This is a genomic window from Acinetobacter lwoffii (assembly GCF_024129715.1).
Lineage (GTDB): Bacteria > Pseudomonadota > Gammaproteobacteria > Pseudomonadales > Moraxellaceae > Acinetobacter > Acinetobacter lwoffii_U.
Genome location: NZ_JAMXXM010000006.1, coordinates 25,266 through 38,865 on the forward strand (window position 1 = coordinate 25,266; position 13,600 = coordinate 38,865).

The 13,600-nt window shown below is 43.1% G+C and carries 10 protein-coding genes; 6 read left to right on the forward strand and 4 right to left on the reverse strand.

Going from position 1 to position 13,600, the window contains the following annotated elements; translation table 11 throughout:
- The 3 genes from NI462_RS06445 to NI462_RS06455 are packed head-to-tail and all read right to left on the reverse strand — an operon-like array spanning position 1 to position 5,610.
- Positions 1 to 2,007 carry a M3 family metallopeptidase gene (locus NI462_RS06445; RefSeq protein WP_253159642.1) on the reverse strand — a complete coding sequence of 669 codons (2,007 nt, stop codon included), beginning with the start codon at positions 2,005 to 2,007 and terminating at the stop codon, positions 1 to 3.
- A gap of 20 nt (positions 2,008 to 2,027) precedes the next feature.
- Positions 2,028 to 3,830, reverse strand: coding sequence for an ABC transporter substrate-binding protein (locus NI462_RS06450; RefSeq protein ID WP_253159644.1), 1,803 nt, complete (start codon positions 3,828 to 3,830; stop codon positions 2,028 to 2,030).
- Positions 3,831 to 3,852: 22 nt separating this feature from the next.
- Positions 3,853 to 5,610 (reverse strand): ABC transporter substrate-binding protein, encoded by a 1,758-nt coding sequence (locus NI462_RS06455; RefSeq protein ID WP_253159646.1) that lies wholly within the window; start codon positions 5,608 to 5,610, stop codon positions 3,853 to 3,855.
- Between the two features lie 724 nt (positions 5,611 to 6,334).
- Here NI462_RS06455 and NI462_RS06460 point away from each other — a divergent pair.
- The 5 genes from NI462_RS06460 (at position 6,335) to NI462_RS06480 (ending at position 11,648) form a co-directional block, all read left to right on the forward strand.
- Positions 6,335 to 8,998 carry a TonB-dependent receptor gene (locus NI462_RS06460; protein WP_253159648.1) on the forward strand — a complete coding sequence of 888 codons (2,664 nt, stop codon included), beginning with the start codon at positions 6,335 to 6,337 and terminating at the stop codon, positions 8,996 to 8,998.
- A 147-nt stretch (positions 8,999 to 9,145) separates the two neighbouring features.
- Positions 9,146 to 9,847, forward strand: a complete 702-nt coding sequence (locus NI462_RS06465; protein WP_005107731.1) for an energy transducer TonB — start codon at positions 9,146 to 9,148, stop codon at positions 9,845 to 9,847.
- A 36-nt stretch (positions 9,848 to 9,883) separates the two neighbouring features.
- Positions 9,884 to 10,768, forward strand: coding sequence for a MotA/TolQ/ExbB proton channel family protein (locus NI462_RS06470; RefSeq protein WP_171260784.1), 885 nt, complete (start codon positions 9,884 to 9,886; stop codon positions 10,766 to 10,768).
- Positions 10,769 to 10,784: 16 nt separating this feature from the next.
- Positions 10,785 to 11,210: an ExbD/TolR family protein gene (locus tag NI462_RS06475; RefSeq protein ID WP_005247138.1), complete on the forward strand. Its 426-nt coding sequence runs from the start codon at positions 10,785 to 10,787 to the stop codon at positions 11,208 to 11,210.
- Positions 11,211 to 11,231: 21 nt separating this feature from the next.
- Complete coding sequence (locus NI462_RS06480) at positions 11,232 to 11,648, forward strand: ExbD/TolR family protein (RefSeq protein ID WP_004279208.1); 417 nt, start codon at positions 11,232 to 11,234, stop codon at positions 11,646 to 11,648.
- Positions 11,649 to 11,703: 55 nt separating this feature from the next.
- On the opposite strand, the gene ftn is transcribed toward NI462_RS06480, so the two are convergent.
- Positions 11,704 to 12,168 carry a heteropolymeric bacterioferritin subunit Ftn gene (ftn, locus tag NI462_RS06485; protein ID WP_004279207.1) on the reverse strand — a complete coding sequence of 155 codons (465 nt, stop codon included), beginning with the start codon at positions 12,166 to 12,168 and terminating at the stop codon, positions 11,704 to 11,706.
- A 342-nt stretch (positions 12,169 to 12,510) separates the two neighbouring features.
- On the opposite strand from ftn, the gene NI462_RS06490 reads away from it, so the two are divergent.
- Complete coding sequence (locus NI462_RS06490; RefSeq protein ID WP_253159650.1) at positions 12,511 to 13,578, forward strand: SDR family oxidoreductase; 1,068 nt, start codon at positions 12,511 to 12,513, stop codon at positions 13,576 to 13,578.
- Positions 13,579 to 13,600 lie beyond the last annotated feature (22 nt).

Genomic DNA, 13,600 nt, shown 5'->3' on the forward strand with positions numbered 1-13,600 from the left:
TTAATTTTTTCCAGAGATTTCATTAAAGAAAGCTTTGCTGTCCGGATCACGACCCAAGAAGTCTTTCACCATTTGCTCGCCATGCTTTTGACCACCTTGAGCCAGGACCGTATTGCGATAATGCGCACCGACTTTCTTGTCCATCAGCTGATCACCAAAGGATGAAAGCATATCCAGGGCAATGACCTCAGACCACATATAGCTGTAGTAACCTGCCTGATAGCCGCCCATTAGATGCCCGAACTGTCCCGGGAACTGCTGACCGCTGACATAACCCAAGGCAGTTTTACCTTCCATATCCTGCCAGAGTTTTAAAGGCTCAATGTTTTTTGCATCTTTACCATGCAAGGCCATATCATATTGGGCATATAAAGCCTGACGGGCATAATGCAGGCCTCGGCCGTAATTCTTCACATTCTTTAAGCGCTCGGTCATGGCAGCATCCACGCGAGGACATGCCGGCTCACAGTAATCCGCTACTTTTGACAAGGTTTCCAGACGGCGTGCCCACTCTTCATACATCTGTGACGGCGCTTCAACAAAGTCACGCTCTACCGAGGTACCAGACTGTTCTGTATAGCGGGTTTTCGATAGAATCCCGTGCAAGGCATGACCCATTTCATGCACAAAGGTTTCCAGTTCGTTGCTATTCAAGCCCTTACGGTTAAAATTGGTCACCAATACCGATACTGGACGACGCTGATTCAGGGTACTGCCACCATAAGCTCCCCAGACAGCTGCATGCCCATATTTGCCTTCACGCGGGTATTTATCGACATATAATCCGCCCAGGAATTCGCCCGTAGCCTTGTCATGTACCGCATAATATTCCACTTCATCATGCCAGGCCTTGACTTTTACCGGCTTGAACTCAATACCATAGAGTTCCGAAGAAATAGCGAATAACCATTTTTGCGATGCTTCTGTCGGGAAATAATCCCGCAATTTTTCCTGGTCGACCTTGTATTTGGCCTGACGCAGTTTTTCACTCCAATAACCCTGATTCCAGCGTGTAATTTCTGCTTTCTCTACTGGAACTTTTAAAGTTTCAGCCTTGAACTGGCGTAATTGTTCTACATCCTGCTTTTCTAGAGGTGCAACTTTGGCATAAACCTCATCCAGAAAACCGTTCACTGCTTCAGGAGTTTTGGCCATACGGAATTCAAGCGCAGAATGAGCATAGCTTTCCTTATCAAAAAGTTGTGCCATTTCATAACGCAGATCAATGGCTTTTTTCATGAATTGCAGGTTTTGTTCGGTCCCGCGACGCGTGTAAGCGGTCTGGTAACGTTTGCGTGCTTCATCACTTTCTGCCAGCTCCATAAAAGGCTGGTATTCCGGATAATCAAAGCCGAGCAGATAATTGCCCTTTTCATTTTTCTTTAAATTTGCGATGTAACTTTCTGGCAGGCCTTTCATTTCAGCTGGAGTAAATTCAACTTTTTCAGGGTTATCCCGCACATTTTTGGAAAAGTCCTGTCCCAGTTTGGTACTTTCTTCAATAATTTCTTTCAGTCGTTTCTGTTTTTCTGCACTGAGTTGTACCCCGGTGTTCTCAAACTGCTCCAGAATATCTTCTAAAAATTTCTGATCAATCGGATCACTGGCTTTCAGTTTCTTGAACTGGGCATACAGTTTAGGATTCTGATACAGGGTGGTCTGGTATTTGCTGATTTTAAGTTCACAGTCATCGGCTGCCTGACGCAATGCAGGATCCGGATCGACATTACTGTACAACCCTACTGCAGCACCGAAATCACGGGCTTTGGCATGCAATTCATCCCATTCAGCCAGATAAGGCCCGGCCTTGGCTTTATTTTTAATTTTCTTATTTTCAAATATCTGGATATCTTTTTGCATGGAGGCCAGACTGGCATCACATAAAGACGGAATTTCTGCAGCCTTGAATAATGGCAGCAGCTGTACTTGGGTATCTGCCGCTACACCTTGATATCCCCCCATCATCATTAAACATAAGGTACTTAATTTTAAAGATTTTGATTTCATATTCATCTCCAGATTTTTTCTTACTTTTTCGTATTAATATCGATATACATCCATTCTGAAGACAGAATCGGATGGGACTTATGTCCAATAATTTGGGGTTGGGTCAAAGCGTTACGGTAGGTGCTATAGAGCATCAGGGTCGGCATGTTGACTTCCAGAATTCGGGTCATTTTGCGGTAGAGCAGATCACGCTCCGGTCCAGGCGGCATGCTCTGGGTTTGTTCGTATAGACGGTCGAATTCAGGATGCTTGAAACAGGCATTGTTGGTGACATTGATATTCTTGCCATAGAACAACTGCATAAAGTTGTCAGCATCCGGATAATCGGCAATCCATGCAGAACTCTTAAACATGGTTTTACATTGCTTTTCCAGCTTGATGCCTTCAGCGAATGGCATGGCCTTACTGGTCAGCTGAATATGGATACTGTCCAGGGTCTTTTTCCAGAATTCACCCTGCTGTTGGCCCCGACTGGTATTCCCAGTAATCAGTTCAATCACCAGAGGTTTACCTTCAGGCGTCTTTCGCCAGCCATCTGCACCGATCTTGTAGTTATAGCGGTCGAGCAACATGTTGGCTGCTTTGACAGAATAGGGAATACTGCTTTTATAGGACGGTGAATAACCTGCTACTCCTGGGGGAATAGGCATGTGCAGTTTTGCTCCATCTCCCTTAAGTAATACATTGATCATGTTTTCTACAGAAAATGCCATCGCCATGGCACGACGTAAGGCAATTTTTTCTGGCGCGAAACCACCCACGACCGGGTTTTGCATATTCCAGTAATGATAACTAATGGAGGGCTCTAAAATACGTGACAGCTTCACCCCCTGCTGAGCCAGCTCAGGCTTTAATTTATCGCCATCGAGGGCTTGTACGACGATATCGCCTTCAATTTCGAGCAGGTCCAGTTCATTTTTCTTAAATGCCAGCATCCGGGATTGCGCTTCTTCAATAACACGCACATCAATAGTGCCGATTTGAGGCATTTTTTTGCCCTGCATGGCTTTTACAATAGCCTGATCTTCTGCACCACTGGCTTTAAAGTCCCAGACAAAACCACGATAAGCTGGATTTGGTTTTAAGATAATCCGTGAGCCTGGTGTCCAGCGACTGAGCACATAAGGACCAGTTCCCACTGGCCTATTCATGACCCAACCCGCTTTGTCTTTATATTTTTCAATCACTTCACGAGCTACTGCAGCGGCAGGCCCATGTGCCAGCAACATCGGAAAGTTCTGATCCGGATTATTCAGCTTTAATATCAAGGTATAGCGGTCTGGGGTCTGAATACCTTCAAACGGATTTTCATAGGCTTTGCCATTTTTTTTGGTTAGGGCCATCCATGCGTCCAGCCCCTTAATTCGGCCATCCAGCAACCAGCTGTTCGGTGAATGCAGCTTTGGGTCCAGTAGACGTTTCAAGCTATAGGCATAGTCATACGAGGTCAGTTCACGTTTTTTACCGCCGAAGACCGGATCATCGGCAAAGTAAATACCCTTTTTGATTTTGATGGTATAAGTCAGGCCATCCGCACTCACTTGAGGCAGACTGACTGCAGTCAATGGCACTAATTTTGCCGGCGAGGCCAGATAATCATAGGTAAATAAGGTCTCAAAAATCGCGGCATTAATCTTGGCTGAATAACGGTCATGGATATAACCCGGATCAAAACCGGTTTCAGCTGCCAGAAATACTGTTTTTAAAACCTTATTCGGGTTGGCAGGATTGCTGGCCCATGTCGGTGCACTCCCTGCCATCATCAAACCGGCCACTAACACCCCACTGGCCAGTTTTTTTAAAGTATTTTTATTCACATTCATACTGGTTCTTAATCTTCTCAAGTTATTTTTTAACAGGTTCAATATCCATATATTGCCAAACTGCTCTGGTCACCGGATGTGCCTTAAAGCCCTGTACATGCGGATGAATCAACCAGTTACGTATCCGGGTATTGTGCAGAATCCATGGATTATCGGCCTCCATCTGACGGTTCATCTGCTCATAATATGGCGTCCGCTGCTGCGGCGGCAGTTTCATCGCGGTCTGGTACAATGCGTCATAGGCTTTTGAGGTATAGCAACTCAGGTTGCCTTGCTGCGCATTTGGCCCATACAGTAACTGGGCAAAGTTTTCCCCTTCAGGATAGTCCGCAATCCAGGCTCCACCCCACATCATATGTTTGCATTGAGTGGCTTCTTTTAAATTGTCAGCAAAATTACTGACCTTGAACTCAATTCGCACCCCGATCGCATCCAGATTCTTTTTCCATAATTCTGCAGAAATCACCGAAGAGCTTGAACTGGTTGAATTCATTTTTAGTATCAAAGGTTTGCCATCGGGCAAGGTGCGGTAACCATCAGCGCCTTTCTTATAACCAAAGCGGTCAAGCAGTTTATTGGCCAGTAATGGGTTATAAGCAATACTGCTTTTATACTTCGGGTCATGTCCACCCACTCCCTCTGGCAAAATCATTTCAGCTTTATCGGCATGACCTTTGTACAGCTGCTGGATAGCTTCTTTCTGGTTATAGGACAAGGCAAGAGCACGACGTAAGGCAATTTTTTCCAGTGAATTTCCACCAATTAACGGATCACGCATATTCATGATGGTATAGGTAATTTCCGGTTCTTTATTCGGATAATGCAGGATGCCTTTTTTCTTGTATTCGCTTTTCAGCTGCTTATTTTCCAGTGCCTGTTCGGCGCCGCTCGCAGTGAGTTTGTCATAGTCCAGTTGTCCAGACTTTAAAGCCAGCCAGCGAGACTGTTCCTCTTCAATAATACTGATTTTGACCTTGCCAATTTGCGGCATCTGCTTGCCTTGCATGGCTTTGACAATACGTTGATCCCATTCGGAACCATCGCCCTTAAAGTTCCAGACAAAACCGCGATAATTCGGGTTGGCAGTCAGTTCAATACGGCTACGCGGCACATATTTGTGTAACTGATACGCCCCTGTTCCAACCGGATGCTGACCTGCCCGATGACCATAATGTTCGATCGCTTCCCGTGCGGTACCACTAAAAGCAACATAGGCCAGAATGTAAGGAAAATTCAGGTCTGAACGGGTCAAGGTAATTTGTAAGGTATATTTATCTAGAGCTTTTAAACCGGCAATCGGAGCATCATAGTTAAATTTACCCGTTTTTTTGGCCTGCTGAATGACTTGATCTGCCCCAAGGATTTTTCCCTCAATAAAAGAAAAAGACGGAGAATGATTTGTGGGATCCATGATCCTTTGCATGGAGTAGATATAATCACGTGCCACCAGTTCACGCTTCTTGCCCTGAAATACAGGATCAGGACTAAAATAAATTCCTGGCTTGATTTTAAAGGTATAGACTTTGCCATCCTGTTCAACCTTGGGTAAGGATTCGGCGGTATTTGGTACCAGAATTGCCGGCCGCGCCAGATAGTCATAACGCAATAAAGATTCAAAAATGGCTTCAGCAACGCTACCACTATAAAAATTATAGGTTTTGACCATATCAAAACCATCATCAGGTGCTTCGAAAGCCAAGTTTAAAACTTTATCCGGATGTGCAGATGATTTTGCCCAAGAGGCTTGCCCCGTAGTCATGGCCAAGGCCAAAATTGTCATGCTGAAAAGTGCTGATTTCAAATTTGTACCTATTCTTGATCTTGAAGTTTTATTGCTATAGGAAGTCTTTAACACATCATCCCATATTTGCTTCAATGGATGGGTCAAAGCTGGACAGATGGAATAAAATGAACAAAGCGAATTTCATGCCATCCTCGAAAAATAACGATTTTTTCCTGTTATTAACTCAAAAAAGCTTATTTTTATTAATCATTTAAAACATTATCAATAACATAATATTTTCCATGAATCATTAATTTAATATTTATTCTTAAAATCTAGCTCCAAGCCTAGTCTGCACAAAAATAAACCAGACCTGTTTCATATTATTGCATCCTCCCACTACTTCAACCCAAGAAAATACATACATAAGCAAATGAAATATATAATTATTATCTTATTAAATTATTGTATATTTTATGTAAAAATCATGCACCATGATTAAACTTTATTCAATTTATCTTTCAGTTTTAGATTCCTTTCTTATTCATTAAATATTTATTTTTTACTTTCTCATGGTTTCCTATAGAGACTTTCTTCAGATTTTAAACCCCACTCTCTTAATTTTTCTTCATCAAAACTTAGTAAACCTCCCAAAAAACTAAATTAAATATAATTTTTTCAATCACTTAATATTTTTTAAAATTAATAATTTATAAGTTGGCATTCGCTTTGCTTAAGTCCTCCCAGCACTACTTCACATAACAAAAGGGTGAAAATTACGATGAAAAAAAACAAATTGGTCGGATCTATGGGGGCTCCAACCGTTGGAAAAAAACTCATCAAATTAAGCGCGTTAAGCTTAAGCATGATGTGTCTTTCGCTGGCACATGCAGCAGATGAACCAGAAAACTCCGCTGCACAACCTACCAAGGTAGAGAAAGTGCGAGTTACTGGATCATCTATTAAAGGTGTAGCCGCACAAAGCGCCTCACCAATCACGATTATTAAAGGTGAAGATCTGGTGAATCAGGGGGTAACCACTGTAGAAGAAGCATTGATGAAAGTCAGTGCCAACCAAGCAAGTTATGTCACAGCACAAAATGTCGGTGCCAGTAATACCAGTGGTTCAACAGCAAATTTACGTGGTCTTGGTTCGGATAAAACTTTAGTTTTAATTAATGGTCGCCGTGTTGCAAGCAGTGCATTTGGTACCGATTCAACCAACTTAAACAACATCCCTCTCGCATTGGTAGAGCGCATTGAAGTCTTACGTGACGGCGCATCTGCAGTCTATGGTGCAGATGCAGTGGGTGGTGTAATCAACTTTATTACGAAAAAGCAATATGAAGGCGTGGGCATTACTTTAGGTGGTCAAATTCCTGAAGAAAAAGGCGGCGAAAAAATTGACGTTTCGATTTTTGGGGGATATGGCGATCTAGATGAAGAAGGTTTTAATGTCTACGGTGTGATCGATTACCGAAAACAAGATACGATTTGGGCAAAAGACCGTAAAGTCAGCCGCCGTGGTGGGGTACTTCCTGAATTAGGAATTGATGGCAGTTCAGCAAATGCTTTCCCTGCAAACTTCTACGATCCTATCACTGGTATTTTGGGTAACCCTTATGGGGATAATTGTTTAAATACCAAAGATACTGTTGCTGAAGATGGTTTCTGTTATTTAAATACCCAAACTGTTATTGGTATTGTGCCTGAACAAGAGAATCTTTCTGCGTTAGGTCGCGCAACTTTCAAATTGTCAGATAACTTTAATGCGATTGGTGAGTATATCTATGCACGTGATGAAGTAACCACTTCAATTGCGCCTGATGTTTATAGTCGTAGTGTGACCTTGCCTTATGCCAGTCAATATTACCCTGGCAAAGGTATTACTCCAGCAGTTGATGGCTTGGCGACTAACACATTACAACTGTATCTACGTTCACAAGGCGGTAACCGTGTTTCTAAGTCAATTAACGAATCGAACCGTATCTTTGCAGGGATTGAAGGTGAAGCATACGGTTGGGATATGAATGGTGGTGTTACTTATGCAAAAAGTGATGCGACTGACAGTTTCGTAAGTGGTTATTTAAACCGCAGTAGAGTTCAGGCTGCACTTGATAATGGAACTTTAAACCCATTTGGCCCACAAGCAGCAGCCAATGCCGGCTTATGGAACACTTTTGATGTCAAAGGCGATACCAATCAGGCATCTTTAGAATCCACTACAATTGACTTTACCGTGAGTCGTCCAATCTACACACTGCCTGCAGGTGATGTCGGTTTTGCACTCGGTGGCAGTTTCTCCAAACAAGACTGGGAAGCAACTGTAAATTCTGAAATTGTTGCTCAAGTTCCAGGCAGTGGTATTGATCCAAATAAACCAAAAAGCTCAGGCGATCGTGACATTAGTGCAGTATTTACTGAACTCCAAGTACCTTTATTGACCAACCTGGAATTACAGTTAGCTGCTCGTTATGATGACTATAGCGATTTTGGTGACACCTTTAATCCTAAAGTGGCTTTACGTTGGGAACCAGCTAAAGAACTCATGTTCCGTACTTCTTACAGTACTGGTTTCCGTGCACCAAGCTTATATGAGGTCAATGCTCCTTCGGTCAGAACTTGGACTGGTGCAAGATATAATGACCCGATTCTTTGCCCGGGTGGTACACCAACTGAAACCAGATACCAAACTGAATGTAATACCCAGTTTATCCGTACACAAGGCGGCAATTCTGAACTAGGTCCAGAAGAGTCAACATCTTACATGGCTGGTTTTGTCTTTGAACCGATCAAAAACTTAGTTTTCACTGCCGATTACTACAATATCGAAATTGAAAACTTAGTGGGAACGATTGGTGAAGCATCAATTTTTGGTGATCCAGAAAAGTATGCTCAATACTTTGTTCGTAATGCAGAAGGTCGTATCGATCATATCTCAACTAACTTGATTAACTCCGGTGGCTTGAAAACCCAAGGTATTGATTTGAGTTTGAACTATCTTTCTCCAATGACGGCAACTGGCCGCTTCGGTTTTGGTATTGACGGTACTTATGTGATCAAAATGGATTACCAAAGTGAACCAGGCGGCGAGTGGGAAGGTTATGTCGGTGTTTATGATGACCCAGCAGTGGTTCGCTGGAAACATACTGCAAACGTGAACTGGTCTTATGAAAACTGGAGAATGGTGTTTGAACAACAGTTCGTTCGTGGTTATGAAGACTATTCAGAAGAACGCGATGTTGCTGACTACACCGTATACAACATTTCTGGCACTTACAAAGGATTTAAAAATCTGGAGCTAACTGCCGGTATTAAAAATATGTTCGATGCAGAACCACCTGCCTCTGACGTAATGGATAACTTCCAATACGGTTATGACCCACGTTATAGCGATCCAACAGGCCGCGCTTACTTCTTACGTGGTACCTATAAATTCTTTTAATTAATTACTTCGCAAACACTGCTGCCAAGCGGTGTTTGCGGTTTTCCCCGTTTAATTTTAGCCAAACAAAAAATAATGCTGCCTGTAATCAAAAAAAATTCTCATCAGTGCACTATTTCCTGTTTGTCTTAAATTCTAGGAGTCATGATGGGCACAAAGTTTGAAGACTTAGAAAAAAACTCCGCCAAAAAACTGACTGGTATTGGGGTCGTTGTTTTTTTGCATATCCTGGTTGGCCTGGTACTCATGGCTGGTATGGCAAAAGACATTATTAAACCGACGGAACAGCCGGTTGAGCTAATGATTATTCAAGATATTAAGCCGCCTGAACCTGAGCCACCAAAAGAAACACCACCTGAACCACCAAAAATCGTGGAAAAAGTGGCACAAGTGCCTGAGGTGAAACCGGTTGAAAAAGTCGTTCCTGTACAGAAAACACTTCCAACGCCAACCCAACCGACAACTGTTGCAGTGCCTACTCCCGTTGCAGCGAATCCTTCACCAAGTCCGATAGCAGCACCGGCTCCAGTAGTCGCAGCCGCTCCAGCACCAGCCCCTCCACCCGCTGGTGTCACTCGTGGTGTTTCACAAGGTGAAGCAGGTTGTAAACGCCCAGACTATCCACGTGATGCACTAATGAATGAAGAACAAGGTGAAGTCTTGATCTCTGTATATGTAAATACCACCGGCAAGGTCCAGGATGCCAAAGTGAAAAAGTCGAGCGGTAGTCGTGCGCTGGATCGTGCAGCATCCAAGGCCTTCAGTTTATGTACTTTCAAGCCAGCAATGAAAAATGGCGAGCCGCAAGAATCTTGGTATGACATTCCCTATGAATTTGTCCTTGACTAACAGATACAACAGATAAAGAAAAAAATCAGGAGATCTATGATGAAAAAATCACTAAAACCTTTAAAAAACATGACTGCTGCCGGTGTAATTGCCATGAGCACTTTATTGCCCCTGCAAGCAGTTTTTGCCGAACCGTCTGCTACGCCAACCAGTACCGTAACGGATACAGCGGCAACACCAGCGACAGCGGCTGAACCGACGCCTCCAGCACCTGCTGCGGCTGAAGAACCTGCTCACAATCCTTATGGTCTGGAAGCCATGTGGAAAGAAGGTGACATGGTATCTAAAGTCACCCTGTTCATTCTGGTCATTATGTCGATCGGTACCTGGTACATCATGATCAGCAAATGTTTACAGCAAAGTAAGATCCGTAAGCAAGCCAAGGAAGCTGAACACCAATTCTGGGAATCATCTTCTCTAGATAATGCAACCGAGAATCTGGATGAAGCCAGCGTCTACCGTTTTATTGCGGAAAAAGGTATCAAGTCAACCAAAAATCATGGTGGCACATTACTTGAGCGTATTGATTTCAATACCTGGGTCACCATCTCAATTTCCCGTGCGATCGACAAAATCCAGAACCATCTGAGTGGTGGCCTGGCCTTCCTTGCGACAGTCGGGTCTACCGCACCTTTCGTTGGACTTTTCGGAACCGTTTGGGGGATTTACCATGCACTGACTGCCATTGGTGTTTCAGGTCAGGCTTCGATTGATAAAGTAGCAGGTCCAGTGGGTGAAGCACTGATTATGACAGCTATCGGTCTGGCCGTAGCAGTACCTGCAGTACTTGGCTACAACTGGTTGACTCGCCGTAATAAAGCGGTCATGGAAGAAGTCCGTACTTTTGGTTCTGATTTACACGCAGTATTACTCAGCGGTGAAATTACGACCAACAATCCTGTTAATCGTGACGTGAAGTAAGAGTGAGGTATCAGCCATGGGAATGATGGTCAATTCAAACGACAGCGATGATGAGGTAATTGGAACCATTAATACCACACCTTTGGTTGATATTATGCTGGTTCTGCTCATTATCTTCCTGATTACTGTACCGGTTGCCATTCATACCGTACCAGTCGATTTGCCCGAAGAAAGAAATGTACTGTATGAAACCAAGCCAGAAAATGTTCAGCTGGCTGTCAATAAAACTGGCGATATTTTCTGGAACGAAATTTATATTGCAGATAAAACAGTTTTACTGAGCCGTTTACAGGCAGAAGCACAGAAACGTCCGCAGCCTGAAGTGCATATTCGTGGTGATCAGTTAACACCTTATGAAGCAATTGATCAGGTGATTAGTACCACCCAACAGGCCGGTATTGGCAAAATTGCTTTTGTCACCACTCCGCCCGCTACACCTTAAGTACAAAGAAGGATTAAGTTTATGGGGATGAATGTTGGTTCAAATCAAGACGATGATGTGATGTTAGATGTCAACATGACCCCATTGATTGATGTCATGCTGGTCTTGCTGATTATGTTTATTATCACAATTCCTTTGCCGAATAACTCGATTAATATCGATCTACCGAATGGAACGCCTCCTGTAACCGATGAAAAACCGCCTGAGCTGGTGGAATTACGTCTGGATGCACAAGGTAAGATTTTCTGGAATGAACAGCCGGTAGCAAATACCCAAGCTCTGGAAAACTTATTCAAGACAGTAGCGCAAAAAGCGGATCAGGATCAGATTAAAATCAAGGCGGATCGTGCCACTGAATATAAACATATCGCTATGGTCATGGCGGCAGCTCAAAGGCTGGAGGTCAAAAAAATTGGCATTATGAGTAATAACAACTAAGTATTTTCAAGATATAAAAAACCCAGCATGTGCTGGGTTTTTTATTCATCCGGTTTTACATCTGTGACTGAATATAATTTTGCAGACCAATCAGTTCGATTAAGCGCAATTGTTTTTCTAACCAGTAAGTATGGTCTTCTTCGGTATCCGACATTTGCTGGCGTAACATATCACGGCTGATATAGTCACCTTTCTCTTCGCACAGTTTGATGCCCTGCGCCAGTTTTTCCCGCACATGATATTCAAGTTTTAGATCGGCTTTCAGGCAGCTCACCACATCCTCGCCAATCTCAACGTCATCGCGCTGCATGTTTGGCGTTCCTTCAAGGAACAGAACACGACGGATAATCGCATCCGCATGCTGGGACTCTTCTTGCATTTCGTGATCGATACGTTCAAAGATTTTGGTTAAGCCCCAATCTTCATACATACGAGAGTGAATCAAGTATTGGTCACGAGCAGCCAGTTCGCCACCGATCAACATATTTAAATAATCTACGACTTCTGGATTTCCGCGCATTTGAATAACTCCCTACCTATATTTTGCTATTATGGCGAAAAGCAATTAAATTTGCAAAGCTTAACCATGGTTAAATATTTGATTTTTATATAATTAAAATGAGAAATACTTGCATTTACACTTCGTTCTTAATGAAATCCCATTTATAAAACAACACTTTGCATTTTCATTACGCTTGGCAATAACCTAAAACTGGCAAATAAACACATGCGTTAAAATTTGTAAATCTTAATTTTGACCAGACAGATTCATTCTTTTTGTATAAACATCACTGTATTGGCGTACTTCATGCTTAAATTTCGCTTATCATTCACACAAATTTAAAACAACAACGGTTCCGATATGACACATCCACAAACAACAGCGCCTGTTCTGGTTACCGGTGCATCGGGTTATATTGCCAGCTGGGTCATCCAGAAATTACTCACGCAAGGCTATACTGTACATGCCACGGTACGTGACCTAAATAAAAGTAAAAGCTTTGCCCATTTAGAAAAAATTGCCGACAGCACACCGGGAACTCTCAAGTTATTTCAGGCCAATTTATTAAGCCCAGATTCTTTTGATCAGGCGATGCAAGGTTGTGAAATTGTCTTTCATATGGCCTCACCTTTTGTGGTCACCAACTATAAAGATGCAGTCAAAGATATTATCGAACCTGCGGTGTTAGGCACTGAAAATGTACTGAATAGTGTCAATCAGACTGAATCAGTGAAACGCGTAATCGTCACATCGAGTATCGCATCCACTTATGGCGATGCCATTGATATTCTACAAACTGAGAATAACAGTTTTGATGAATCATGCTGGAATACCACCAGTTCGGCCACGCATCAGCCCTATCCTTATTCCAAAGTCATGGCAGAGCGCAAAGCCTGGGAAATGGCTGAAGCACAGGATCGCTGGGATCTGGTCTGTATCAATCCGGCACTGGTTTTTGGTCAATCCTTAACGCCAAATACCCAATCCGGTAGTGTGGAAGTCCTGCAACAGTTTGCCAACGGCATGACTTTGCTTGGTGTCCCGCCGATGTGGAATGGCGTCGTCGATGTTCAGGATGTCGCTGAAGCGCATATCCGTGCGGCGTTTAATCCAGAAGCGCATGGCCGTTATATCATTTGCAGTGAAAGCTTGAGCCTGCTGGAAATGGGCCAAATTCTGCGGGCGCATTTTGGTAATAAATTTCCGTTCCCACGCAATCAATTGCCGAAGGCAGCTTTCAAACTGTTCGGGCCTGTAGCAGGTTTTAGCCGCAAATTTGTAGAGCTAAATATGGGTTATCCAATTTTCTTTAATGCCCAGAAAAGTAAAAATGAGCTCGGCATTGAGTATCGTCCGGTGAAAGAAAGTCTGGTTGAACATTTCCAGCAGCTACTCGATGATGGTGTTGTGAAAAAATATATTCCTTAATCTTTTTATGCAAAAAGCCACC

Bases quoted from the DNA above. Each gene is read 5' to 3' on its own strand.
- NI462_RS06465 (WP_005107731.1), top strand. From the start codon at position 9,146: ATGGGCACAAAGTTTGAAGACTTAGAAAAAAACTCCGCCAAAAAACTG.
- NI462_RS06455 (WP_253159646.1), bottom strand. From the start codon at position 5,610: ATGACAATTTTGGCCTTGGCCATGACTACGGGGCAAGCCTCTTGGGCA.
- NI462_RS06475 (WP_005247138.1), top strand. From the start codon at position 10,785: ATGGGAATGATGGTCAATTCAAACGACAGCGATGATGAGGTAATTGGA.
- NI462_RS06445 (WP_253159642.1), bottom strand. From the start codon at position 2,007: ATGAAATCAAAATCTTTAAAATTAAGTACCTTATGTTTAATGATGATG.
- NI462_RS06480 (WP_004279208.1), top strand. From the start codon at position 11,232: ATGGGGATGAATGTTGGTTCAAATCAAGACGATGATGTGATGTTAGAT.
- NI462_RS06460 (WP_253159648.1), top strand. From the start codon at position 6,335: ATGAAAAAAAACAAATTGGTCGGATCTATGGGGGCTCCAACCGTTGGA.
- NI462_RS06470 (WP_171260784.1), top strand. From the start codon at position 9,884: ATGATGAAAAAATCACTAAAACCTTTAAAAAACATGACTGCTGCCGGT.
- ftn (WP_004279207.1), bottom strand. From the start codon at position 12,168: ATGCGCGGAAATCCAGAAGTCGTAGATTATTTAAATATGTTGATCGGT.
- NI462_RS06490 (WP_253159650.1), top strand. From the start codon at position 12,511: ATGACACATCCACAAACAACAGCGCCTGTTCTGGTTACCGGTGCATCG.
- NI462_RS06450 (WP_253159644.1), bottom strand. From the start codon at position 3,830: ATGAATGTGAATAAAAATACTTTAAAAAAACTGGCCAGTGGGGTGTTA.